Here is a 25329-nt window from a genome sequence, read left to right on the forward strand (position 1 = left end):
ACCTTCCTACAAAATTTTATGTATTAGGGGCACTTACACGTGCCCCCATATATTACTTACTATTTTTCTTCTTTTGTATATGTTAAAACTGGTGTTCTAGCTGCCAATGTTTCATCTGGTCTAGATACCATTGTTGTTAATGGTGCATTTAGTAAGTCTTCTGGATTTTCTTTAGCTACTTTAGCAATATCGTTAAGAGCAGCTGCGTAAGCATCCAATGTTTCTTTACTTTCTGTTTCAGTAGGTTCAATCATTAATGCTTCATGAACTATAAGTGGGAAGTATACTGTTGGTGGATGGAATCCTCTGTCGATTAGTCCCTTAGCAACATCTAGTGTTGTTACACCTGTTTCAGTATTCTTAAGTCCGCCTAAAACAAATTCATGCATACAAATTGTATCGTATGGAACATTGTAGTTTTCTTTTAATTGGCTTAATAGATAGTTTGCGTTTAAAACAGCGTTTGTTGATGCTTTTCTTAAACCATCTGAACCCATTGTTAAGATATAAGTGTAAGCTCTTACTAGGATAGCAAAGTGTCCGTAGAAGTCCTTAACCTTACCTATACTTTGTGGTCTGTCATAATCTAAGAAGTATTTATCACCGTTCTTAGCTATAACTGGCTTAGGTAAGAATGGAAGTAATTCTTTCTTACAACCAACTGGTCCACCGCCTGGTCCTCCACCGCCGTGTGGTGTAGAGAATGTTTTGTGAACGTTGTAGTGAACAACGTCAAATCCCATGTCTCCAGGTCTTGAGTGACCCATAACTGCGTTCATGTTAGCGCCATCGTAGTACAATAGACCGCCTTTTCTATGAACTATCTCAGCTATCTTTTCAATATTTTTATCAAATAAACCTAATGTGTTTGGATTTGTAAGCATTAGACCAGCAACTTCTTCAGTCATAGCTGCTTCTAGTGCTTCAAGATCAACTAAACCATTTTCATCTGATTTAATTTCTATAGGAGTAAATCCGCCCATAGAGCAAGTTGCAGGGTTTGTACCATGAGCAGAGTCAGGAATAATCATCTTATTTCTGTTCATATCTCCTCTTGCTTCATGATATGCTCTAATTAGAAGAACGCCTGTTAGCTCACCGTGAGCACCAGCTGCTGGTTGAAGAGTTGCTCCGTCCATGCCTGAGATTTCAGCTAAATCGTTAGCAAGGTCATACATTAATTTTAAAGCGCCTTGTGTGCATCCGTCTCCTTGGTATGGATGAAGATCTCTAAAGCCTTCAAGTCCAGCCATTTCTTCGTTTATCTTAGGGTTATACTTCATTGTACATGATCCTAATGGGTACATGCCAGTATCAAGTCCGTAGTTTTTCATTGAAAGATTTGTATAGTGTCTTACTACGTCAACCTCAGATAATTCAGGTAAATCAAGTTCTTCATTATTTAAATAATCACTTGGAATTACGCTATCTAATTTTAAATCATCAACGTCAAGATCTGGTAAATTGTATCCAGTTCTACCGGGTCTTGAAATTTCAAATATTATTTTGTCATATCTATCTAACATTCAACACCCTCCAATACCTTAACTAATTTATCCATTTCTTCTTTTGTTCTCTTTTCAGTAACAGCAAGCATAAATGTGTTCTTGTATTCATCTCCGTAGAACCAAGAAAGCTTAAATGCATCCATGAAACCGTTAGCTTTAAGAGCTTCATTAATCTTATCTACACAAATATCGCTAGTAATAACGAATTCTTTGTAGAATGGTTTATTGTATAATAATTTAAATTTACCAGATTTGCAAAGTTCTTTTTGTAGATAATGAGCTTTTTTAGCGCATTGCTCAGAAACTTCTCTTAAGCCCTTCTTGCCCATAAGCGCCATGTAAATTGTTGCGCAAAGTACGTTTAAGCCTTGGTTTGAGCAGATGTTTGAAGTAGCTTTATCTCTTCTGATATGTTGTTCTCTAGCTGTTAATGTTAGTACCCAAGATCTCTTACCATTTCTATCTACTGTTTGACCAGCGATTCTGCCTGGTAATTTTCTCATAAACTTATCAGTTGATGAGATAAATCCTAAGTATGGTCCACCATAAGATAGTGGTATACCAAATGGTTGAGCTTCACCAACAACGATGTCTGCGCCGTAGTCGCCAGGTCTTTGAAGTATACCTAGTGAGTTAGTGTCAACGTCAGCGATGAAGTATGTTTTCTTGTACTCATGAGTTAAGTCGCAAGCAGCCTTCATATCTTCGATAACACCGAAGAAGTTTGGATTTTGCATGATTACACATGCAGCATCATCACTTAGTTTATTCTTAAGATCATCTAAATCAGTAGCTCCGTCTTTGATATCAACTTCAACTACTTCTATGTTATGGCTGTGTGTATATGTGTCTAAAACCATTCTAGCTGATGGGCTTAATGCTTTTGATACTATAACTTGTTTCTTACGAGTTGTATTGCAGCACATAAGAGCTGATTCAACAACGCCGTTAGAATTGTCATATAGTGAAGCATTTGTAATAGGTAGTCCTACTAAATTACTCATCATTGTTTGGAACTCAAATATCATTTGAAGAGTTCCTTGAGATACTTCTGGTTGATATGGTGTATATGAAGTGTAGAATTCACTTCTTGAAGCTATAGCTCCAATTACTGAAGGAATGTAATGGTCATATGCTCCTGCTCCTAAGAAACAAACTTTCTTATTTGTTGAGCAGTTCATATCTGCAAGTTCAGTCATGATCTTTCTAACTTCTAATTCTGATTTGTGTTTAGGTAGGTTTAATTCACCTTTAAATCTAACACTTTCAGGAATACAGTCAAATAAATCTTCTTCAGACTTTACACCTATCTTGTCAAGCATCTCTTTTATATTTTCGGGAGTTTGACTAAGATATGGATACATATTAGTCCTCCTTAGCGAATTCAGCGTATTTTTCGTCGTCCATTAAATCGTCTAATTCAGATGGATCGCTCATTTCAATCTTGAATATCCAAGCATCATAAGGTCCTTCGTTGATTAGAGCTGGCTCATCATCAAGAGCTTCGTTAACTTCAACGATCTTTCCGCTAGCTGCTGTGAAAACTTCTGAAGCCGCTTTAACAGATTCAACTGATGCTACTGCGTCGCCTTTTGAAAATTCATCATCAATTTCAGGTAGTTCAACATAAACTATGTCGCCTAAGTTGTGTTGTGCATAGTCAGCTAAACCAACAGTAGCAACGTTTCCGTCAACCTTAACCCATTCATGATCTTCTGTGTAAAGTAATCCTTTTTTAATTTCCATAATAATTTCCTCCTGTGATTTTATATTTATTTTTTAACTTCTTTTAAGAATTTTCTGCTAATTTGTTTAGCTTTTTGAGCTTTTCCTCTGATGATAACATCAAATTCTGCGCCCATTTCCTTGTAAGATGCATCGATTAAAGCGTTACCGATCTTTTTACCAAGTGTTGGTGATAGATATCCAGTTGTAACGTAGCCAATCTTCTTGCCATCTTTTTCAATTTCATATCCTTCTCTTGGTATAGCTTTGTCAATCATTTCAAAGCCAACAAGTATTCTCTTGTTATCAGCTTTGATCTTCTTAAGAGCTTCTTTACCAATAAAGTCAGCTTCTTGATCAAGTTTTACAAAGAAGTTTAATCCTCCTTCTACTGGTGAAACATCTTGTGATATTTCATGACCGTATAATGGTAGCATTGCTTCGAATCTAAGTGTATCTCTACATCCTAGTCCGCATGGTTCGATTCCGAACTCTTCGCCAGCTTTTAATACTTCCTTGTAAAGATGTACTATTGAATCATTGTCAGTGTAAATTTCAAATCCGTCTTCGCCAGTATAACCTGTTCTTGAAATTAATACTTTTTTACCAGCTAGCTCAAATCCATCAACAAAGTGGAAGAACTTTATTGTGTCTAAATCTACATCTGTTAATTTTTGTACAGCTTTTTGCGCAAGTGGTCCTTGAACAGCTATTTGAGATGTTTGATCTGAAACGTTTTCAACCTTAACATCAAAGTTTTTAGCTTGTTTTGTAATCCATTCAAAGTCTTTTTCAACGTTTGCTGCGTTGATTACTAAGAAGAACTTTTCTTGGTTATATCTGTAAACTAGTAAGTCGTCTACAGCACCACCATTGTCGTAACACATAATGTTGTATTGTACTTGACCATCTTCAATAGCGTGTAAGTCATTAGTAATTAGATGATTTACAAAATCAAATGCATCCTTACCTGTAACCCAAACTTCACCCATGTGAGATACATCAAATACCCCAAGTTTTTGTCTTACGGCATTGTGTTCTTCGATTAAACCTGCGTATTGAACTGGTAGTAACCAGCCAGCATAATTTACGATTTTGCCACCTAGTCTTACGTGTTCATCGTATAAAGCAGTTTTTTTGCCTTCCATTTTTTATCCTCCTTAATCTACTATTATAACATACAATATTTTTATTATTACAAGGAATATTACGTCTCATGCTAAAGCTAAGAACATAATATAAGGCCTCCATGTAAAACAATATTGTTAATTATTGAAACTAATGAAGATATCTCCTAAAAAACACTTTACTATGTTCTCTAGACAAACCTTCATCATTATTATACCATATAAATTTAATTTTTACCATTATTTTCAAATTTTCTTTATTTATTTTCAAAAAATTTGGAAGATTGTATAATTAAGTTAGCCACCAAATAAAAAAATCATGTGTACATATGGTATAGTATTAGTAACAAACAAAAAAACAACTATACGGAGGTACACATGACTCATATAAATTATACCATAAAATTTACAGAAAGCAAGAAAAATTCACACCTGTCACTTCATGAAATGTCATTAATACAGGCATGGAAGTTAGATGGAAATAGCAACAGAGAGATAGCAAGAAGGCTAAACAGAGCCCCACAGACGATTAACAATGCAATAAAAAAAGGCACAGTAAAACAAAATAGAATAGTAAAAAGTAATAATACTACATATACTTACTACGATGAAAAATATTTTGCCTTAACGAATTATGAAGTATATAAAAGCAATAGATCTTCTTGCGGAAGAAGACCAAAATATATAGATATAGGCGAATTTCTTAAATGGGCTGACCATAAAATGTTAAAAGATAAATGGTCTCCAGATGCATGTGTTGGATATGCAAAAGCAAATAGACTTTTTCCATCATCAGAGATACCATCTACGAAAAGCTTGTACAACTGGATAAATAAGTCACTAATGAAAACAAAAAATATAGACCTATTAGAAAAAGTAAAGAGAAGAAACAAAAATAGCATAAGAAGAACAAGGCAAAACAAGAAAAAACTTGGCATATCCATAGAAGAAAGACCAGATAAAATAAAAACAAGAGAAGAATTCGGTCACTGGGAAATAGATACAGTTATAGGTAAAAAGAAAAAGACAGATCCAGTACTACTTACTTTAGTAGAAAGAAAAACAAGATATGAAAAACTGATAAAAATACATGGTAAAACGCCCAATGCAGTAGACCTTGGACTTAAGTTCTTAAAAGATAAAACACAGTTAAACAAAGAAATATTTAAAAGTATAACATCAGATAATGGCTCTGAATTTTCAAGCTTATCAGAACTAGCAGAATATGTAGATATATATTTTTGCCATCCATATACATCATGGGAGAGAGGAACTAGTGAGTGCCAACACAAATTAATAAGAAGATTTATACAAAAGGGCACGTCACTAGAAGAAGTATCAAAAGAAAAAATATACAGAATAAACGAGTGGATGAATAATTTACCAAGAAAAATCTTTAATTACAAAACTGCAAAAGAAGAGTTTATAAATGAAGTAAAGCAGCTTAAAAGTATATAGTGTAATAAAAATAAATACTTTTAAGCTATACTATACATTTTGTTTGTATGATGTTTGGGTGGCTAACTTATTGTTGCAATTTATATTTCAAAAAATTTTAATTATTTCTAAATAAACACAAAAATATTATAATTTTAAAAAGTTTCTGATTAAATAATTAGTAATTTAGATAAAATATTTATAGTATCTAGTTCAATTTTTTATTTAAATTTAAGTAGACGCACAAAAAAAGGCCTTGCATTTGCAAGGTCTTTCGTAATATATAGTAATAAAACTATCTCTTTGAGAATTGTGAACTCTTTCTAGCTTTCTTGAATCCGTATTTCTTTCTTTCTTTCATACGTGGATCTCTAGTTAAGAATCCTGCTTTCTTTAAGATTGATCTGTATTCAGGATCAACTTCAAGTAAAGCTCTTGATAAGCCGTGTCTTATAGCTCCAGCTTGTCCTGTAAATCCGCCACCGTTTACTAAAACGTATACATCAAATTTACCAAGTGTATCTGTTAAGTTAAGAGGTTCACGAACAATGTTTTTTAACAATTCTTCTTTTAAATATTGATCAATATCTCTGTGGTTGATAGTAAATTTACCATCTCCAGGCACTAGTCTTACTCTTGCTACTGAAGATTTTCTTCTGCCTGTTCCTTGAATAAGTTTTTCCATCTATTCGTCCTCCTTCCTAAAAATCATACTTTTCTGGCTTTTGAGCTTCGTGGTTATGTTCTGGGCCAGCATATACTTTTAATTTTCTAAACATTTGTCTTCCTAATCTGTTCTTTGGAAGCATACCTTTAACAGCTAATCTGATAGCCATCTCTGGATTGTTTTGCATCATATCTTGGTAACTGATTTCTCTAAGTCCTCCAGGATAACCTGTGTGATAATAGTGTTTCTTTTGTATTAATTTCTTACCTGTTAATTTCACCTTATCAGCGTTTACGATGATAACGAAATCACCTGTGTCTACGTGTGGTGTAAAAGTTGCTTTGTGTTTTCCTCTTAAGATCTTAGCAACTTCGCTTGCTAGTCTACCTAGGACTTTGCCTTCAGCGTCTATAAGTAACCATTTTCTCTCAATATTTTGAGCATTGGCCATAAATGAACTCATTTTCTTCCTCCTTTAAAAACATTGTTTTTAAAAAAGTTTCCGGGTCTTTTTTAAAACACTAACAAATATTTTAATACAAATTTATATAATTGTCAAGTATTTTCATTGATTTTTTTATAAATTTTTGCTTAATTCTTCAATTTTATCAACTATTGATGAAATATATTCTATAGTCTTCTTTAGTGAGTCTGTATTTGTTATATCTACGCCTGAAAGTTTTGCCCACTCAACTGGATTATATATACCGCCTTGTCTTATTGCGTTTAGCCAGTCTTTAACAGCTTTCTCATCGCCTTCAAGTATTTTTCTTGAAACGTTTGTAGCTATTGATAAACCAGCTGAGTATGTGTATGAATAAAGTCCTGAGTAGTAGTGTGGCTGTCTCATCCAAGTCATTTCACAGCCATCGTTTAATTCGACTTCACCTTGCCAAAACTCTTCTAGTGTTTCCTTAAATAATCTATTTAGTGTATCTGCATCTAAATTTTGTCCCTCATCAACTAAGTTATATGCCTTTCTTTGGAAATATGCTTCTAGGAAGTGTGTAACAAAGTTATGATAATATGTCTTGGCAATGATCGAGAAATAAATCCATCTAAGCATTCTTGGATCTTCTGTCTTTTTCATAAGGTAATTTGCAAGCATCATCTCATTCATTGTCGATGGTGACTCTGCATAGAACATAGCTGTGTTAGCATCAAAGTATGATTGATACTTTTGTGATAACATAAAGTTTCCAGCATGACCAAGCTCATGAATCATAGTAAATACGCTGTCCATCTTGCCTGTCCATGTCATTAGTATATATGATGGGAAACCGGCTGGTGTTGCGCAGTACGCTCCAGTGTATTTACCTTTGTTTTCAACATAGTCGATATTTTTGCCTTCTAAAACTTTTTTGATTTGTTCTAGATATTCATCACCCAATACATTTAATGCGCTATAGATATAATCTTTTGCTCCATCAAGTGTTATCTCTGGATCAAATTCTGGATCTATATTTGCTTTTAAATCATAATAATTTATCTTTTCTAGTCCTAGTCCTTCTTTTAAAGTTCTGGCAAACTTTCTCATAACTGGTGAAAGCTCTTTCATAATTGTATCAAGATGATTTTCATAAATATCTCTAGGAACTTCTTGATTAGCAAGTAAATAATCTGTTACGCTCTCGTAGCCTCTTAGCTTTGAAATGATTTTATCTTTTTGCATGTTTAAGTTAAATGCTGCGGCTGTGCTATTAACAGTTTTAGATAAATCTTTATAGAAATGATTGAATGATTCCCTTCTTAAGTCCTTATCTTCATCGTATTCATATTTTTCTTCAAATAAAGCGTATGAGTTATTATATTTTTTGCCATTGACCTCAAATTGTTCAAATGTCAAGTCTTGAAGCTTGATTGTGTTATACAATTGCTCTGGAGCCATTGTTAATGGTGTAAAAGCTTGTATAACTTTTTCTTCCGCATCGCTTAAATAAGTTTTCTTCTTTAATATAACGCTATGGAAATATGCTTTTAATCCATCTACCTTCTCTAGCTTTTCAAGCATTGGAATATCAAGCTTTGCTATCTCAAGTTCTACGAATAATGTGTTTTCATCAAGCTTGTTATACATGTTTAGTAGCTCGTAAAAGAACGCTAGCTCAGATGAATTTGTTAAGTCAACGTCTTTATTAAGATATGCATAATCAATAACTAAAGAAAATCTTTCTATTAGTTTTTCATATTCTTTAAAAGCTTTAACTATTGTGTCAAATTCATTTAATTTGCCTTCATAATTCTCTTTTAATTTTAATGATGCTTCTAAAACAGTATCCGCCTCTTTTTTAGCATCTTCCTTTGATTTAAATATAGCTGATGTGTCCCATGTTAGGCTCTTATCAACTTCGTTTCTATTTAGTATTGTCATAAATCTCTCCTATTATTTTAATTCTGATGTACAGTTAGGGCATCTTGTTGCGCTTATGTCTATAGTTGATTTGCAATAAGGGCATTCCTTTGTTGTTGGTGCTGCTTCTGGTTCAGGCTTCTTAGTAAGTGATCTAGCTTTGTTTACAGCCTTGACCATAATAAATATAACAAAGGCTATAATTAAGAAGTTTATTACTTGTGTTATAAATAAACCGTAATTTAGTGTAGCTGCCCCAGCTTCTTGTGCTTGTGCAAGTGTTGTGTATTTGCCGCCATCTAGTGTAAGGAAATAATTGCTCATGTCTGTGCCACCAAGTATAAGTCCTATAAGTGGCATAATTACGTCATTAACAAGTGAGCTAACAATCTTTCCGAAAGCTCCACCAATGATAACACCTACTGCTAGGTCCATAACATTACCCTTTGAAATGAATTCTTTGAATTCTTTTAACATTTTTTTCTCCCCCTGTTTTAAAATTTTTTAATCTATATCCACATCTAATTGAATGTGTTCAATATGATTTTTATCGAGTAATTCTAGTGCATAATCATCTACTCTGTATGCGTTTGAATAATAAATCTTACTTATTCCTGCTTGTATCAAGGCTTTTGTACAATTTAGACATGGGAAATGAGTTACATAGCACACACATCCATCGACCTTGATGCCTTCTTTTGCACAATATAAAAGTGCATTCATCTCAGCATGTATAGTCGCTATGCAGTGACCGTCCCTCATTGTGTGGCCTATCTCAGAGCAATGCGGATTGCCCTTGATGCTGCCATTGTAACCGCTTGAGACTATTCTGTTATCCTTATTAACTAATAAACAGCCAACGAACGCCCTATCACAGGTAGATCTTTTAGCTATCATGTGAGCGATTGACATAAAATACTCTTGCCACGAACTTCTTGTGTCCGCCATTAAATCACTTCCTCTTCATTAAAAATTTTTCCTTCGTAAATTTCTCCAGTTGATGCGTCAATGCTGATTATGTCGCCAGTTTTAATACTGTTCATCGCATCGCCCACTCCAACAACTGTTGCTAGATGGTAATTTATGCCAACTATTGCACCTTGACTTGTTAAACCGCCTTCGACTGTAATTATACCTGATGACTTTTGTATAAATGGTAGCATATCTTTATATACCCCTATCGTTACTATAATATCGCCATCTGAAAAGTTTTCTTCTAAGTCTTTAGCATTTTTTGCAACACAAGCTCTTGCACTTATCTTGTGCTTGCCTATGCCCATGCCTTTACACAATATCTTTCCAACTGTCTTTACCATCATAATGTTTGTTGAACCAGTCTTTCCAAGCGGCATACCAGCCGTCAATATGACTAGTTCTCCCTCCTTTACAAATTTTATATTCTTTAATATATTTACAGATTCATAAAATAATTCATCTATGCTTGAAGCAAGTTTTGCTCTGATTGGGTAGACGCCCCACTCGATTGATAATTGTCTTCTGACTTTTTCGTTTGTAGTAGCTGCGATGATTGGTGATTTGGGCTTAAATTTTGAAATATTTCTTGCCGTAAGCCCTGATGATGTTGCAGCTATAATCACTTTTGCGTTTAAATCATAAGCTGCTTCTCTAGTCGCTTTAGCGATTGAGTTTGTGATATTGATCTCGTGTTCATCGTTTGTGCTATCTACTAAAATTTTATAATCAAGGCTATCTTCAATCTTTAGCGCAATTTTTCTCATCATCTCACATGCCTTAACTGGATAAGCACCTGCTGCCGTCTCGCCTGAGAGCATTATCGCGCTCGAACCATCTAAGATAGCGTTAGCAACATCAGTTACCTCTGCTCTTGTTGGTCTTGGGTTTCTAATCATTGAGTCAAGCATCTGTGTCGCTGTGATAACGAATTTGCCTTTAAGATTGCATTTTCTAATTATATCTTTTTGCACTAAAGGTATGTCCTCTTCATCAAGTTCAACACCCATATCGCCTCTAGCTACCATTATGCCATCAGATACTTCGATTATTTCGTCAATATTTTGAACGCCTTCAAGATTTTCTATCTTAGAAATTATTTTAATATCTTCTCCGCCATTGCTCTCAAGAACTTTTCTTATCTCTAATACATCTTTTGCGCTTCTAATAAATGAAGCAGCAATGAAGTCTACATCATTTTCAATACCAAAGATTAAATCCTCTATATCTTTTTCTGTAAGCGTTGGTAAATTTACTTTAACTGAAGGAAGATTAACTCCTTTTCTATCGCTTAGCTCGCCCGAGTTAACAGCCCTCATATAAACATTGTTCTCATCGACTGATTTTACAGCGAACTCAACAAGGCCGTCGTCAATTAAGACTCTGTCATTTGCCTTCAAATCCTTGGCAATGTCTTTGTATGTGACAGAAACCTTTGTATCATCGCCCTCTATGTCCTCGCTCGTTAAAATAAAATCTTGTCCTTGCTCTATCCTAATCATGCCATCTTTAAAAGTTTTTATCCTTATCTCAGGGCCCTTTGTGTCAAGCATAATTCCAATAGGTTCATCTAAGTCATCTCTAAGCTTTTTTATAGTCTCTATCCTTTTTTTATGCTCTTGATGAGTACCATGTGAAAAATTTAGTCTAGCCACATTCATGCCCTCATTTACAAGTGCTTTTAAGACTTCATAAGTATCAGAGCTTGGTCCAATTGTGCAAACTATCTTAGTTTTTTTCATATTTTCTCCTAAATTGATAATATATCAACCATCTTTAATAAATTTTTGTTAAATTCTTTTTTTGCTTCAAGTGCTTCATCTATATCTAATTCTATAATCTTGCCATTTTTATATCCTAAAACTAGTCCTGACTTGCCACTTATTAATAAATTCACAGCGTCATAACCAAAGTCACTTGCTAGTATCCTATCTTGAACTGTTGGTACACCGCCTCTTTGAACATAGCCAAGAACAGTAACGCGAGTCTCTATGCCTCCCTTTTCTTCGATAATCTTTTCAAGCTCGTAAGCATCAAGTGCTCCTTCAGCTGCAACGATTATATGGTGCTTTTTGCCTCTCTTCTTACCATTTTTGATCTTATTAATAATAGCATCTATATCTAATTTAACTTCTGGTACAACGATTGATTCAGCACCGCCCGCTATACCTGAGTATAGAGCGATATCGCCGCAATTTCTTCCCATTACTTGAAGCACTATTGCCCTGCCATGTGATTCAGATGTATCTCTTAATTTACTTATAGCAGAAACAGCCGTCTCAACCGCAGTCAAAAAGCCAATAGTGTAGTCAGTATAGCCAAGATCGTTATCTATAGTGCACGGAATGCCTATAACTTTAATGCCTCTTTTAGCTAGCTCCCTAGCTCCTCTAAATGTTCCGTCGCCACCAAGAACCACTATGGCATCTATTTTAAATTTTTTAATCACATCAAGAGCCTGAGTCATGCCTTCTTCAGTCATAAATTCTTCGCTTCTAGCAGTTCTAAGTATAGTTCCGCCTCTGTGTATGATGTCCGCAACGCTTGATAGCGTCATCGTTTCAATATCACCCTTAATAAGACCGTTGTATCCTTCTTTTATTGCTAGAACCTTTAAATCGTTATATATAGCAGTTCTCACAACTGATCTTATTACAGCATTCATGCCAGGTGCATCGCCACCACTTGTTAGTATAGCAATAGTCTTCATTCTTCCTCCTATTTTATAACTATATCATCTTCATCTAAATACATTTTTAAATCTTCGTATAGCTTTTCATTGTCTATGTCAATGGCTGTGCTATCGTTCGATTCAATACTTGATTTTGTCTCTTCAAAGTAGACAACAACAGGATTGTCTCCCTTATATTTCTTTAATATATCTAAAATATTTTTCTTTTCATCTTCGCCTAATTCTTTTTTTATTCTTAAATAAAGAGTTTCTTTTCTTTTTTCAAGTTTTTTAACTCTATCTGCAATGATGTTTATCTCATCATTGGCACTTATTTGTAGTCTTCCCTTAACTACAACGTTTTCCCCTTCTTTAATAAGATTTCTATAATTTTCATAAATTCTTGGGAATATAACTACTCTTATGCTATCATAAAGGTCTTCAAGCTCAATAAATGACATCATTTGATTGTTTTTAGTAACTTTCTTTGTGACAGATGAAATCATTCCTGCATAAGAAATTAGCATATTATCTCTAAGGTCTGTATCTGTCTCATCAAGAACCTTTTCTTTCATCTCAATAGAAGAAAAATCGCTACTTGCCCTAAGCTCTTCTGTAAATTCTTCAAGTGGATGACCTGAGAAATATATACCCGTCATCTCTTTTTCTCCATCGAGAAGCATAAATTTCGATAGCTCTGTTGCATAAGGTATTTTGTAACCGACATTTGAAGAGGTATCTTCACCAAGTCCGAATAAGCCCATCTGTCCCTGAGCATTGTTCTTAGCGTCCTTCTGTATACTCTTTAAAATGTAGTCGTATGAGCCAAGCATTTGGCTTCTATTGAGTCCTAAAGAATCAAGTGCTCCAGCCATAATCAATGACTCAACTGACTTTTTATTCATGGCAGTTTTGTCTACAGCGTTTGTCTTTGTTAAAAAATCTTCAAATGATGTGAAGCCATCAATTTTGCCTCTTGCCTTAAGTATCGAGTCTATAACGTTTGTGCCAACATTTTTAATTGCTGAAAGGCCAAATCTTACGCTATCATCCTCTGTTGTGAATTTTCTAAATGATTTATTTATATCTGGTCGTAAAACTTCTATGCCAAGTCTTTTACACTCTTCAAGGTACTTTATAACATCTGTTGTATTACCCATAACTGAGCTAAGTAGGCTCGCCATATATTCTTTTGGATAATAATATTTTAGATAAGCAGTTCTATAAGCAACGACTGAATAAGCAGCTGAGTGAGATTTGTTAAAAGCGTAATTAGCAAAATCAAGCATATAATCAAAAATTTGATTAGCTACATCTTCTTTAATTCCATTTCTCACAGCGCCTTTGATTATAACCTCATCTCCATCGTCCTTACCATAGATAAAGTTTTTTCTCTCTTGCTCCAAGACCTTCATCTTTTTCTTGCTCATGGCTCTTCTAACTATGTCAGCGCCGCCAAGTGAGTAACCAGCAAGGTTTCTAAAAATTCTCATAACCTGCTCTTGATATACTATGCATCCGTATGTCTCTTTCAAAATAGGTTCAAGATGCGGATCAAGATATGTTATCTTCGATGGATCATGCCTTGACTCAACAAACTTTGGTATAGATTGCATAGGTCCTGGCCTGAATAATGAGTTGGCAGCGATTAAATCCTCAAACTTTTGTGCTTTAAGCTCTTTTAAGAACCTTCTCATGCCTACCGATTCAAATTGAAATACTCCAATAGTTTCTGCATTTGTAAATAAATTCATTACATTTTTGTCATCGTATTCCATGTGTTCAAAATCAACTTTAGTAGCATAATTTTTCTCTATCATATCAAGAGCGTCTTGAATCACGGTTAAGTTTCTTAGTCCAAGAAAGTCCATCTTCAAAAAGCCTAATTCTTCAAGCTCCGTCATTGTGAATTGAGTTGATATTGATTCTTTATTTTTAACCAATGGCAAATGATTTGTAATTGTTTCTTCTGTAATCAAAATACCAGCTGCGTGAGTACCGATGTTTCTTGGCAGTCCCTCTAATTGCCTTGATATATCGATTATCTTTTTCGCTTCCTCATCTTCATCATAAGCTTTTTTAAATTCTGGATTTCTCTCCAATGCTTTGTCGATGGTGATGTCTAAGTCTCTTGGAACCATCTTAGCAAGCGTATCTGCCTTGTTTAAAGGTACATCTAAAGCTCTAGCAACGTCACGAATAACAGCTCTTGCGGCAAGTGTACCAAAGGTAATTATCTGGCTAACTTTATCTTCACCATATTTATTAATAACATAATCAATTACTTCAGATCTTCTTTCGTATCCAAAGTCAACGTCTATATCGGGCATTGAAACCCTCTCTGGATTTAAAAATCTTTCAAAAAGTAAATCATACTTTAGTGGATCAACGTCAACAATGCCTAATGCGTATGAAATAACACTTCCTGCAGCTGAACCTCTTCCGGGTCCAACTGGTATACCATTTTCTTTAGCATACGTAATAAAGTCTCTAACAACTAGAAAATAGTCAACATAGCCCATGGAGTTAATTATGTTAAATTCCTCCTCCAACCTATCTTTTATATCGCTACTTACTTCACCATATCTCTTTACTAGACCTTCTTCGCAAAGTCTGTGTAAATACTCAGCGTGAGTGATGTCCTCATCTATCTCAAAATTTGGCAAATGTTTTTGATGAAATTCAATTTCTATATTGCATCTATCTTTTATAATTTCTGTATTTTTTATCGCCTCAGGCACATAAGAGAATAATTTTTCCATCTCCTCAGGGCTTTTTACATAAAACTCTTCGCTTGGAAAGCGCATTCTGTTCTCATCGTCAATTTTAGAAAGAGTTTGTATACATAAAAGCACATCATGAACCTTAGCATCCTCTTTGCGTAAGTAATGGCAATCGTTTGTTGCAACTAAGCGAATATTTAATTCCTTTGACAGTTCAATCAAATAATTATTCACATAAGCTTGCTCTTTTATGCCATGATCTTGAAGCTCTAAGAAAAAATTATTTTCTCCAAATATATCCTTATACCTAAGAGCCGCTTTTTTTGCTCCATCCATGTTTTGGTCAAGTATCATCTTTTGTACTTCTCCGCCTAAACATGCTGAAAGTGCAATAAGTCCTTCGCTGTGCTCATAAAGGTATTTAAAATCAGTTCTTGGCTTATAATAATAGCCATTGATAGAGGCGTCTGAAACTATCTTTATAAGATTTTTATATCCTTTTTCATTTTCACAAAGAAGTATCAAGTGATAATAAGGTGTTTCCTTGTCTTTAACAAGTTTATCATCACAAACATAGACCTCGCAACCAATGATTGGCTTGATGCCCTTTGCCTTTGCTTCTTTATAAAATTTGATTACGCCATACATATTACCATGGTCAGTTATGGAACATGCATCCATACCAAGCTCTTTAACTCTGTCAATAAGCTCACTTATCTTGTTAGAGCCGTCAAGCAATGAGTATTCAGTATGTAAGTGTAAATGCGTAAAACTCATAAAATCACCTCTAGTATTTATTATACCATATATTTTATAAATTTAATATTCTTATTCTTGTAATTTTTCTTTCTTTTATGTATAATATTTATTAATTGGGTATATAACAATATAGGAGGGATAATATGAATAATAATTATGAAGATAATAATTTCAACGAACAAGAAGTTTTAAGTGAAGAAGAAATAAAACAAAGACAAGAAAGAAAAAGAGCTAAAGGTCAATACTATGATTACAACAGAAACGACTATAACTATGACTATAAGAATAATGCTGGATATGACAGTGGCACTAACAAGGGCATGACATCCTTAGTTCTTGGTGTTATATCATTATTTTGTATTTTCTTAGGTCAAGCATCTTTTATAGGAACTATACTTGCCATAGTTGGCTTGATTATGGGTGTTGACGCAAGAAACAAAGGTGACAGAACTTATGCAAAGACAGGCATAATACTTAATACTATAGGTATTGCAGCTACTTTATTAGTTACAGTTGCTTGCATCGCTTGTATATCATGCATTGGCTGCTCACTAATGAATTATATGTGGTAGACTATGAAACCATTTTACACAATATTTGGAATAAGACTTGCTAGTTACGGCTCGCTTATAGCTCTTGGCATCGTTGTGGCAAGCCTTGTTTATTGGTATAGAAAAAAGAATATCCAGCAGATAAAGAAACTATTTTTTATTCAATTGTCTATGGTATGATAGGAGGCTTCATAGGAGCTAAGCTTCTCTACTTAATTACAGACTTTAACTTTGTTATAGAAAGTTTTAAGAATTCAAAAGATATATTTACAACGCTAAGTAATATACTAGCTGGCGGCTATGTTTTTTATGGCGGTATCATAGGGGCTCTCATAGCTTTATATATTTACGCTAAAAAATATAAGCTTAATTATCTAGATATAACAGACTCGATGGCTCCAGAAGTACCACTTGCTCACGCTTTTGGCAGAATCGGCTGCTTTATGGCTGGTTGCTGCTACGGAATGCCATGCAATAGTAAATTTTGTGTGATATTTCCAAAGGAAAGCGTTGGGCTAAGCGGCGTAAAGCTCTTCCCTGTTCAATTATTAAGCTCTTTAGGCAACGTGATAATATTTATAATATTATTTATTTACTCAAAAAAAGACAGATCAAAGGGTAAAGTTACAGGTCTTTATATGATGCTATATGGTATAGGAAGATTTTTAGTTGAATTTTTAAGATACGATGACGTAAGAGGACACTTCTTATTCTTCTCAACATCACAATGGATATCGATAATACTCGTTCCATTAGGCTTTATACTATATAAAAAAGGTGAAAACTTATGCAAAAAAATGCAAAAATAAAAGAGATAATGCTCTTTCAAAACATTGACTACAAAGGCCTTGAGGAGCACCTTAATAATTTAAGAAAAGAAGGATACAAGATTAAAGATATTAAAAAAGCATCGATTAGCTTAGAAAAAGCTGTCGATGCTAATAATTTTGAATATTTTTGTGAAAGCTATCCATTTACAAAGTCTAGAAAGAATAAATTTGGCGCCTTCTCCACTCATCTTTATGATATGGAGAGCGCTGGATTTAAATTCGTCTGCGGCTTTAAAGATATAAACATATTTGAAAATCACAATGCTAGCAAAAAAGCAATAAATGACGCTGATGAGAGTAGCTGGAAGAACATCTCAAACATAAGATTCTTCTCAATATCTGTTTTTATATCATTATTCATGATATTTTTAGCGAGCAGCATATTTTTATTCTGGCCAAACATTGACAAGTTTATAAATCTAAAACAGTTCATGTTTATGGTCTTCATACCGCTAATATTCTTAACTTTGTCAATTATGTACTTAAGAAGAATCATCTATTTTTACTCAAAAGCCTTACGTAAAAAATTTAACAGCGATAAAGCTTTTAAATTCGGTAGAGTTTTGATGATTATCCTAATCACGCTTATAATACTTATGGGGCTTTCTTATGTGGGACTTGATATTTACAATTATTCAGTGGGAAACATTACTTTAATCAAGTTATTCTCATCATATTTTTTCCTAATTGGCTCAGCCCTAACATTTTTATTGTATAAATTACTTATTGAGAAAGTTTTTGATAAATTTTTCCCAAGATTCTTATTCATTGCGATATCTTTGTTTATGGTAACAAATTTACAGACAAAACTTTTAGATATGCCCATAAACAACGCTATGGATCAAGAAATATTTGAAGTTGATAGCAATATTAGCAAACACTCTTATTACAATAACAATAAATTCATTAGCAAAAACTTTTTTATAGACAAGTACACAAAAAACTATAGCTACACTACCGATAAGAATAATATCGGTGAGGTTTTAACCATGACTAGCGAACACTACCACGGCAAAAAAACTCAGATACTTGACTATATCTACAAAGTTATTAAAGATAGAAACATTTTTAATAATCAAGGCGAGATCGAATATTTAAATTTTGATGAATTCGATGATGAATATGTAGAATCATATATCGCGAGCGTACATCACATATCTACTCTTGTATTTAGATTTAAAGATGATATCTACCTTGTTGATGGTAATTTCAGAAAGACTAACGAAAAGGTTATTGATGAAGCAGTTCAGTCTATTTTAAAAGATAGAGAAAATAAATAAATTAAAGGCAGAGCTTAGTACTCTGCCTTATCTTATGTAAAATGCCTCACAGGAATGTTATGAGGCATTTTTAATTATTAAAATTTTAATTAAACTTCAAATTTAACCTTTCTAACTCTGAAAGCTTCTACTATAGCTGTAAGAATAAAGTACACTAAGAATATTTCGATAGTGTTCTTTAGTATTCTTGCTGTCATTAGTGCTACTAGTGCTTTTCCCATATATATGTGTAAAAGCGCTGAATTACAAATAATGTTAATAAATATTGCTCTGAATAAACTTGTTGATATAATTACTTTATTTTGTAGTTTTCTGTCATTAAGCATAGCTGAGAAACCTTCGCCTTTTGATAATTTCCAAAGAATAAATCCTGGGAACCATCCTAAAAGTCCTTCTAATATTGTAAAGAAGACGTTAAAACCAAATTGGCTTGGTGATAGCATAAATTTAATAACGTCCGAAACTATACCCATCATGAAACCGTAATAAGGTCCTAAAACCATACCACCAAACATTAGTGGATATCCTCCAAACGAGAAAACTAATCCAGTAGCAATTTTAATCTTCAAAAATTTAGACATTAAAATTGTTAATGTAACGAACAATGCACTTAGAACTAATTTCTTAGTCGTAAATCTTCCTTTTTGCATAAAAAAATCCTCCTAAAATAAAATTCCAGAGGCTGTTCTAAATAATATAATATTTATACAGCGGAAGCGAAGAAACACCGCGGCTCAATGCCATTCGTTTAAAAGCTACATCCCATCTTTTAACACTAGCGCATTTCCTCTACTCTGTAATTCGTATTATATCATTATTATTTATAATTTACAAGTCTTTTATAAATATTTTTTATAATTAAAGAAATATTTCCTTTAATCCATCTTCATCTTGGTATAAACCTATGCGTTCAAGGTCAATATCAAGTTCATCCATATTTATATTTGTATAATTATTTAGTATATCAAAGATAAGTGCTGGCTTTAATGAGCCATTCTCACTAATTTTGATGTATGCATATATAGCATCATCTTTAAGCTCTAAGCGCTTAAGATACTCTTTTGCATTTTCTTTAACAAAAATTCTTCTTTTACCTTTTTTTCTCTTTCTCTCAATTTCAACTATATCCATGGAGTTGATTTTATCAAGTTCTTTAGCTATATCGACGTCTTTATTTTTATCAAAAAATGTATTTAATAATTTAAAAGCATATACAACTGATTTCACTTTATTTGATATGGACTCATCGTCATCATACATTGCTTCAATAATCTTGATTCCAGCTGGTAGTCTCTCATTCATCTTTATCAAAAAATCTTTTAAATCAATTCTTGAATTAAGATAAATCTCCATGTACTCGCTGTTAGACTCAATTCCAAGTGGCAATGGATATGCTATAGACATCCTTGGATGCGGATTGAAGCCTTCTGAGAATTTTACGTCAACCTTATTTTGAAAAAGTGTTCTTTGAAATAAATCTACAAGGTCTAAGTGTGAGATGAATTTTAAGTATCCGAGTTTTGTAAATTTACACAAAATTTTCATGCTTACCCCTCATTTCACAATTCTTTATACCACAAGCGTTACAAGAAATTCTACAGTCCTTTGTAGTTTCAGCCTTAATTGATTTTTCGTACTCTCTTTTCAAAAATTCTTTACTAACGCCAACATCGATTATATCCCAAGGCAAAACTTCATCAAATGATCTCTCACGTCTCGCATAAAAGTCTGGATCAAGATTATATTTTTTAAATGCATTTAAATAATTTTCATAAATAAATTCGTTGTCTACTTTTTCTGCTTTTTTCTCTTCTTTATATGCATAAATAAGTGCATCTGATAATTTTCTATCGCCCCTTGCTAAAACTGCTTCGATGTAGCTAAGCTCTGGATCGTGATAATTATACTCGACCTTTTTATCTTTAATAATTGAGCGAAGTATGCCAATCTTTTCATAAAATTCATCTATGCTGTCTTGCTTAAACCATTGGAATGGTGTAAATGGCTTCGGTACAAAGCATGATGTGCTCACAACAAGCCTAAAATCACCCTTAATATCTTCCCTATCTCTCTTGAAGAATAGGTCTCTAACTAAATAAGCCAGTTCTTTTATGCCTCTAATATCTTCTTCTGTCTCAGTTGGAAGACCTATCATGAAATATAGTTTTATCTTGGACCAGCCTTCACCAAAAACATAAGTCATTACATCAACTAAATTTTCTTCAGTAACATTTTTATTTATAACGTCTCTAAGCCTTTGACTGCCTGCCTCAGGAGCAAATGTTAAAGAAGACTTTCTTACGTCTGAAAGGTCTTTTAAAACATCTATGCTCGGCGAATCCAGTCTTAAGGATGGCAGCGAGACACTTACATTATTTTTCACAAAATACTCTTTCATCTCACCCGCTACTTCTCTAAGATTAGTGTAATCACAAGTACTTAGCGAAAATAAACTAACATCGTCGTATCCAGTGTTATCTATCATAGTCTTTGCAATATTTTTAATATTTTCTTCAGATTTTTCTCTAATAGGTCTATAAAGCATGCCTGCTTGGCAGAATCTGCATCCCTTTGTGCATCCTCTAAATATCTCAACTACAGCTCTTTTATGAACCACGTCGATGTATGGAACTATCATTCTATCGATTTGGAACATCTTGTCAACGCTTGAGATATAATTTCTTTTCACTCTGTCTTTGCAATTTGGATTTAATTTTTCATAATTTTTTATAGTTCCGTCCTCATTGTAATGAGGTTTATAGAATTTTGGCACATAAAAGCCATCTTCTTTAGCAAGCGTTTCAAGAAATTCATCTTTGCTTTGTTTTTTTCTTTTTTAATCTTTAAAAGCTCCAAGAATCTTGGCATCATCTCTTCGCCCTCGCCTATTTGAAATACGTCTATGATATCAGCTATTGGCTCAGGATTAACAGCGCATGGCCCTCCCGCTACTATGATTGGATCACTTTCTTTTCTATCTGAGCTCTTAAACTCTATATTAGCTAAATCAAGCATCCTAAGGATATTTGCAAAGCTCATCTCATATTGCAAAGTAAATCCTACTGCGTCAAAATTTTTAATTTCTTCTTTATTTTCTAGTGAGAAAAGCTCAAGATTTTCTTCTCTCATCATTTTTTCCATATCATAGCTAGGCAAAAAAGCTCTCTCACATAGATAATCCTCATTTTGATTTATCAAAAAATAAAGTATATGAAGTCCTAAGTAGCTCATTGCAAGCTCATAATTATCTGGAAAACAAAAAGCAAACTTCACCTTAGTTTTTTCAAAATCTTTAACTATTGAGTTTTTCTCCATACCTATATATCTTGCGGGTTTTTCCACAAGCTTAAGTATTTTTTCTAATTTCTTTCTATTAATCAATATATTCTCCTTACTTTAAGACCTTTGTCACAAGTGGTAGGTCATTTGAAATATTTTCTTTATTCATGCCAAGGTACTCTGCTATGGCTTCTCTTACCATAGGTCCAGCATTTATACCCATGCCGCCTTGGAAAACTAAGGCGCTTACAGCTATCTCTGGTTTTTCATAAGGCGCAAAAGCCACAAACCATGAGAATGAATCGTATGGCTTGTTTGTGTATGGATTTACACCATTCTTTTCAGCTGTACCGGTTTTACATCCTACATTGATAGGGAAATTTTGGAAAAGTGGTTTTGCCGAACCAAACTTACTTACCTTGTACATACCATTTTTAACAACATCTAATTCACTTTTACTCTTTAAGCCAATATCCTCAAATTTTCTTTCAAAATTATATACATCTTCAAGTCCATCATAAGACTTAATTGAGTCAATCAATGTTAATTTATTGCGTTCACCGCCATTGGCAATGGTAGCAACATAGTTTGACATCTGTATTGGTGTATATGATGAATCACCTTGACCGATAGTTACATAAAGTGTATCAGCAAGATTCCACTTAGCTTGATTTAAATAAGTGTACTTAATTATATCAGCTAAGCCCTCACGCTTGCCATGGAGCTTCTTTTCTGTATCAAAACCAAGCTTATCAAGCTCTTCAATAACTTGATTTCTTGTCATATTTGGTCCCTCTTCAAGCCAAGACAATATCTCATTTATCGCCTTGTCTCTAAAAACTTCATCGTATCTAATGCCATTTTTCACATAATTTGCAAGATTTTCATTCAAATAGTTTCTTAAATAAAATCTCATGTTTTGTAATTTCTTTTCAGGATTTGGAACGCCGCCAGAAAATTCGTTTGGAACGTTAATCTCAATACCTGTTTTGTCATTAAGGCCAAATCTTTTCGCCATATCAACAATATCATCAATTGATAGCTTTATTTCAAGTTTCTTTCCTAATCTTTGGTTCTCTCCCATTGCTAAAGAATAGAAAAAGTAGTTACAAGAAACTTTTAAAGCATCACTTAAATTGACATCGCCATGCGTCCTGTGATAATCAGTCCATAAAAGGCATCTAAATTTCTTTGTACCAAGCTCTGCGTATCCCATGTCCCTAATTTTTGTCTGAGGGCTAAGACCTTTCTCAAGTGCCGCAAGTCCAGTACACATCTTAAATATAGAACCCGGTTGCACCGCAGTTTGTGTCGCTACATTTAGTAGCGGTCTTGCTGCTAATGGGTTTTTAACTTCTATAGGGCCCAAGCTGTCCCAATCACTTTTACTAATTCCTGTTGCGAATAAATTTAGATTATATCCAGGATAGCTTGCCATAGTCAATACTTCACCTGTGTTTGGATTATTTAAAACGATGGATCCAGAGCTTGTATTATCATAAGTTCTCTTTCTCTTTCTATCCCACTCCATCTTGAAATCACCGTACTTACTAGCAAAGGTGCCGCTTCTTGGTATAGTCTTTATTGTTCTTTCAAGAAGTTTTTCGCATTTCTTTTGTAATTCAGCGTCAATGCTTAAATAGATGGTATTGCCTCTTTCAGGTTTTGTCTCTGAAATAACTCTAGTTTTGTTACCAATTCTATCGACCTCGACAACCATCTCGCCGTCTTTACCTTTGAGTACATCTTCATAAGATTCTTCAATACCAGTTTTACCAATGATTGAGTCAGGTAAATATTTCTTTTGATTTATATATTTTTCAATTTCGGCATCGGTTGATATCTTTCCTAAAGAGCCTATAACGTGGCACATAACTGAGCCCATCGGGTAATACCTAATTGGCTCGATAGAAATATTTATACCTGTATTTAAATATAATTTTTCTTCGATTTTAGCAACTGTTTGTGGTTTAATACCATAAGCAAATTTTATCGGTTGATAAGCAAGTTGACCTTGCTTTAAAAATAGCTCATATATGCTAAGAAGAGTTTTTGCTTCATAGCGAGCATAATCCTCGTCAATGCTGTATTTTTCCATAGCTTTACGAAGTGTTTCTTCTGGAGTTTTGTCTTCGAATTTGTCTTTAAACTTGAAAATTCTCTCCAAGAATGTCCTGTACTGAATTAAATCCACATACTCAAAATCACCTGCTATAGAAATCCTTGTTTGTACTTCATCTTCGAGTAAGCATTTTTGAGCATATGGCCTAATTTTATTATTACTAATAAACTGATCCATAATTTCCTTATTGTCCGCTTCTTTAATAAGTTCGTCAATAGCTGGTGTATCTGAATCAAATTTTTCGTCTTTATATCTATATAAAACATCTAAGCTATCTGGATTAATTATAGCCTCAACCTTTGTTTCGATATTCTTAGACCTGATTAGGTCGATCAAAATCTTTCCTGGAGCAATAATTTCATCGTCTTCGTTCTTATATGCTTTTCCCAGCATATTCTTTAGTGATGTGTTTTTGAAAATATTGATAAAATCGTCTTTAGCACTTGTGTCATAAGTAATAAAATTTGGATACTGCTTCATAAGTGCTCTTTTTTGCTCAAGATATGACTCATAAAATGTGTTTACACAGTCCTTAAGCGCAATTTTTTCAAGACCATTATCTTTAAATTTTTCATAAACAAGCTTTCTAATCATAGGATGAGATAGTATTCTGCTAAGAATTGTGTCATCACTAACTATGATCTCAGTAACTAGCCCTCTTGGGCTTAGTCCTTCATTAAATTCGTTCTTTTGCTTAAAATCAAGAAATTTATCATTTGCTACGAATTCATATTTGTCTCCAGTATTTTTATATTCAACTGGAAAGTCAACAAATTTTGATTTTATCGCATATAAAGCTCTATTAGCAAGTCTTACATCGTAACTCTTCTCATCATTATTAAAAGTCATGTACATGTCTAAGCAGCTATCTAAAACATCTTTATTTTTTATAAAATCTATCACAGTTTTTATAGGTGACTTGTCTTTGCTGATGTAGTCAGCATCATCCTTATACGCAAAATAATTAAAATCTATAGGAAAGTCGTTTTGATATATGACTCCATCCTCCTCAAGACTTGTTGCTAGCTCAAGAAGAGCTTTATTTCTATCTTCAGCCTCTAAGTTTAGCATATCATCCTTAAAAATTTGCACAGTAAAAGAAGGAAGATTGCCAGCTATTAACCTTCCGTACCTGTCTCTAATCTCGCCTCTCGGAGCTGTAACAGTTATCGTTCTAATTTTAGAATTGTCAGAAATATACCTGTAGTGATCGCCTTCAACTAAAGTTAAATGAGCAAGCTTTAATACTAAAATGCTCAAAATAACTATAATCACAAAATTTATAAATGTATATCTCTTATTCTTTTCAAGATTATTCATGATATCAC

The 25329-nt window shown here is 33.6% G+C and carries 21 protein-coding genes, 1 pseudogene and 1 riboswitch; of the genes and pseudogenes, 5 read left to right on the forward strand and 17 right to left on the reverse strand.

The genetic code is table 11. The features are described 5' to 3' along the window. Nucleotides 1-59: 59 nt before the first annotated feature. From gcvPB to gcvT, 4 genes are read right to left on the reverse strand one after another with little or no spacing between them, the layout of a single operon-like run. Entirely contained in the window at nucleotides 60-1526 is a 1467-nt protein-coding gene (gcvPB, locus tag BN30_RS00950) for an aminomethyl-transferring glycine dehydrogenase subunit GcvPB (RefSeq protein ID WP_019213658.1), read from the reverse strand. Next, nucleotides 1520-2872: an aminomethyl-transferring glycine dehydrogenase subunit GcvPA gene (gcvPA, locus tag BN30_RS00955; protein ID WP_019213659.1), complete on the reverse strand. Its 1353-nt coding sequence runs from the start codon at nucleotides 2870-2872 to the stop codon at nucleotides 1520-1522. The genes gcvPB and gcvPA overlap by 7 nt, the downstream gene beginning before the upstream one ends. 1 nt (nucleotide 2873) lies before the next feature. Beyond that, the gene (gene gcvH / locus BN30_RS00960) at nucleotides 2874-3254 is read right to left on the reverse strand and encodes a glycine cleavage system protein GcvH (RefSeq protein ID WP_019213660.1); all 381 of its coding nucleotides are present in this window, start codon (nucleotides 3252-3254) and stop codon (nucleotides 2874-2876) included. 26 nt (nucleotides 3255-3280) lie between these two features. Next, entirely contained in the window at nucleotides 3281-4381 is a 1101-nt protein-coding gene (gene gcvT / locus BN30_RS00965) for a glycine cleavage system aminomethyltransferase GcvT (RefSeq protein WP_019213661.1), read from the reverse strand. Between the two features lie 357 nt (nucleotides 4382-4738). On the opposite strand from gcvT, the gene BN30_RS00970 reads away from it, so the two are divergent. Then, nucleotides 4739-5818, forward strand: coding sequence for an IS30 family transposase (locus BN30_RS00970; protein ID WP_019213662.1), 1080 nt, complete (start codon nucleotides 4739-4741; stop codon nucleotides 5816-5818). 274 nt (nucleotides 5819-6092) lie between these two features. Here the strand turns inward: BN30_RS00970 and rpsI are convergent, their stop codons facing one another. The 8 genes from rpsI to BN30_RS01010 all read right to left on the reverse strand — a co-directional run bounded on the left by rpsI (nucleotide 6093) and on the right by BN30_RS01010 (nucleotide 15957). After that, the gene (gene rpsI, locus BN30_RS00975) at nucleotides 6093-6482 is read right to left on the reverse strand and encodes a 30S ribosomal protein S9 (protein WP_019213663.1); all 390 of its coding nucleotides are present in this window, start codon (nucleotides 6480-6482) and stop codon (nucleotides 6093-6095) included. 16 nt (nucleotides 6483-6498) lie between these two features. Next, the gene (gene rplM / locus BN30_RS00980; protein ID WP_019213664.1) at nucleotides 6499-6927 is read right to left on the reverse strand and encodes a 50S ribosomal protein L13; all 429 of its coding nucleotides are present in this window, start codon (nucleotides 6925-6927) and stop codon (nucleotides 6499-6501) included. A gap of 114 nt (nucleotides 6928-7041) precedes the next feature. Beyond that, nucleotides 7042-8835, reverse strand: a complete 1794-nt coding sequence (pepF, locus tag BN30_RS00985) for an oligoendopeptidase F (protein WP_019213665.1) — start codon at nucleotides 8833-8835, stop codon at nucleotides 7042-7044. 12 nt (nucleotides 8836-8847) lie between these two features. Beyond that, nucleotides 8848-9291 (reverse strand): large conductance mechanosensitive channel protein MscL, encoded by a 444-nt coding sequence (gene mscL, locus BN30_RS00990; protein WP_019213666.1) that lies wholly within the window; start codon nucleotides 9289-9291, stop codon nucleotides 8848-8850. A gap of 27 nt (nucleotides 9292-9318) precedes the next feature. After that, nucleotides 9319-9762: a deoxycytidylate deaminase gene (locus BN30_RS00995; RefSeq protein ID WP_019213667.1), complete on the reverse strand. Its 444-nt coding sequence runs from the start codon at nucleotides 9760-9762 to the stop codon at nucleotides 9319-9321. Further along, entirely contained in the window at nucleotides 9762-11528 is a 1767-nt protein-coding gene (gene pyk, locus BN30_RS01000; RefSeq protein WP_019213668.1) for a pyruvate kinase, read from the reverse strand. Before pyk ends, BN30_RS00995 begins: the two co-directional genes overlap by 1 nt. An 8-nt stretch (nucleotides 11529-11536) precedes the next feature. Further along, the gene (gene pfkA, locus BN30_RS01005; RefSeq protein ID WP_019213669.1) at nucleotides 11537-12496 is read right to left on the reverse strand and encodes a 6-phosphofructokinase; all 960 of its coding nucleotides are present in this window, start codon (nucleotides 12494-12496) and stop codon (nucleotides 11537-11539) included. Between the two features lie 8 nt (nucleotides 12497-12504). After that, the gene (locus tag BN30_RS01010; RefSeq protein WP_019213670.1) at nucleotides 12505-15957 is read right to left on the reverse strand and encodes a DNA polymerase III subunit alpha; all 3453 of its coding nucleotides are present in this window, start codon (nucleotides 15955-15957) and stop codon (nucleotides 12505-12507) included. 125 nt (nucleotides 15958-16082) lie between these two features. Here BN30_RS01010 and BN30_RS01015 point away from each other — a divergent pair, with 125 nt between their 5' ends. The 4 genes from BN30_RS01015 to BN30_RS01025 are packed head-to-tail and all read left to right on the forward strand — an operon-like array spanning nucleotide 16083 to nucleotide 18600. Continuing rightward, nucleotides 16083-16511, forward strand: coding sequence for a DUF4190 domain-containing protein (locus BN30_RS01015; RefSeq protein WP_019213671.1), 429 nt, complete (start codon nucleotides 16083-16085; stop codon nucleotides 16509-16511). Between the two features lie 3 nt (nucleotides 16512-16514). After that, entirely contained in the window at nucleotides 16515-16670 is a 156-nt protein-coding gene (locus tag BN30_RS09950) for a hypothetical protein (RefSeq protein WP_019213672.1), read from the forward strand. Then, the gene (locus BN30_RS08615; RefSeq protein ID WP_019213673.1) at nucleotides 16667-17299 is read left to right on the forward strand and encodes a prolipoprotein diacylglyceryl transferase; all 633 of its coding nucleotides are present in this window, start codon (nucleotides 16667-16669) and stop codon (nucleotides 17297-17299) included. The genes BN30_RS09950 and BN30_RS08615 overlap by 4 nt, the downstream gene beginning before the upstream one ends. Next, nucleotides 17278-18600, forward strand: a complete 1323-nt coding sequence (locus BN30_RS01025; RefSeq protein ID WP_019213674.1) for a DUF2812 domain-containing protein — start codon at nucleotides 17278-17280, stop codon at nucleotides 18598-18600. The genes BN30_RS08615 and BN30_RS01025 overlap by 22 nt, the downstream gene beginning before the upstream one ends. Nucleotides 18601-18689: 89 nt before the next feature. Here the strand turns inward: BN30_RS01025 and BN30_RS09530 are convergent, their stop codons facing one another. From BN30_RS09530 to BN30_RS01045, 5 genes and pseudogenes are all read right to left on the reverse strand, one after another. After that, nucleotides 18690-19250 carry a folate family ECF transporter S component gene (locus tag BN30_RS09530; RefSeq protein WP_019213675.1) on the reverse strand — a complete coding sequence of 187 codons (561 nt, stop codon included), beginning with the start codon at nucleotides 19248-19250 and terminating at the stop codon, nucleotides 18690-18692. A gap of 56 nt (nucleotides 19251-19306) precedes the next feature. Further along, nucleotides 19307-19399: riboswitch (THF riboswitch) on the reverse strand. Nucleotides 19400-19458: 59 nt separating this feature from the next. Beyond that, entirely contained in the window at nucleotides 19459-20145 is a 687-nt protein-coding gene (locus BN30_RS09535; RefSeq protein WP_019213676.1) for a TIGR03936 family radical SAM-associated protein, read from the reverse strand. Beyond that, nucleotides 20129-21376 (reverse strand): annotated as a pseudogene (locus tag BN30_RS08630) (TIGR03960 family B12-binding radical SAM protein); the annotation flags it as partial. The gene BN30_RS09535 and the pseudogene BN30_RS08630, both read right to left, overlap by 17 nt. Beyond that, nucleotides 21328-21915, reverse strand: coding sequence for a radical SAM family protein (locus BN30_RS10435; protein ID WP_341348916.1), 588 nt, complete (start codon nucleotides 21913-21915; stop codon nucleotides 21328-21330). The gene BN30_RS10435 and the pseudogene BN30_RS08630, both read right to left, overlap by 49 nt. Nucleotides 21916-21991: 76 nt before the next feature. After that, the gene (locus BN30_RS01045; RefSeq protein ID WP_019213677.1) at nucleotides 21992-25321 is read right to left on the reverse strand and encodes a penicillin-binding transpeptidase domain-containing protein; all 3330 of its coding nucleotides are present in this window, start codon (nucleotides 25319-25321) and stop codon (nucleotides 21992-21994) included. Nucleotides 25322-25329: the final 8 nt, after the last annotated feature.

It is taken from the genome of Fenollaria massiliensis (genome assembly GCF_000312505.2).
Classification (GTDB): domain Bacteria; phylum Bacillota; class Clostridia; order Tissierellales; family Peptoniphilaceae; genus Fenollaria; species Fenollaria massiliensis.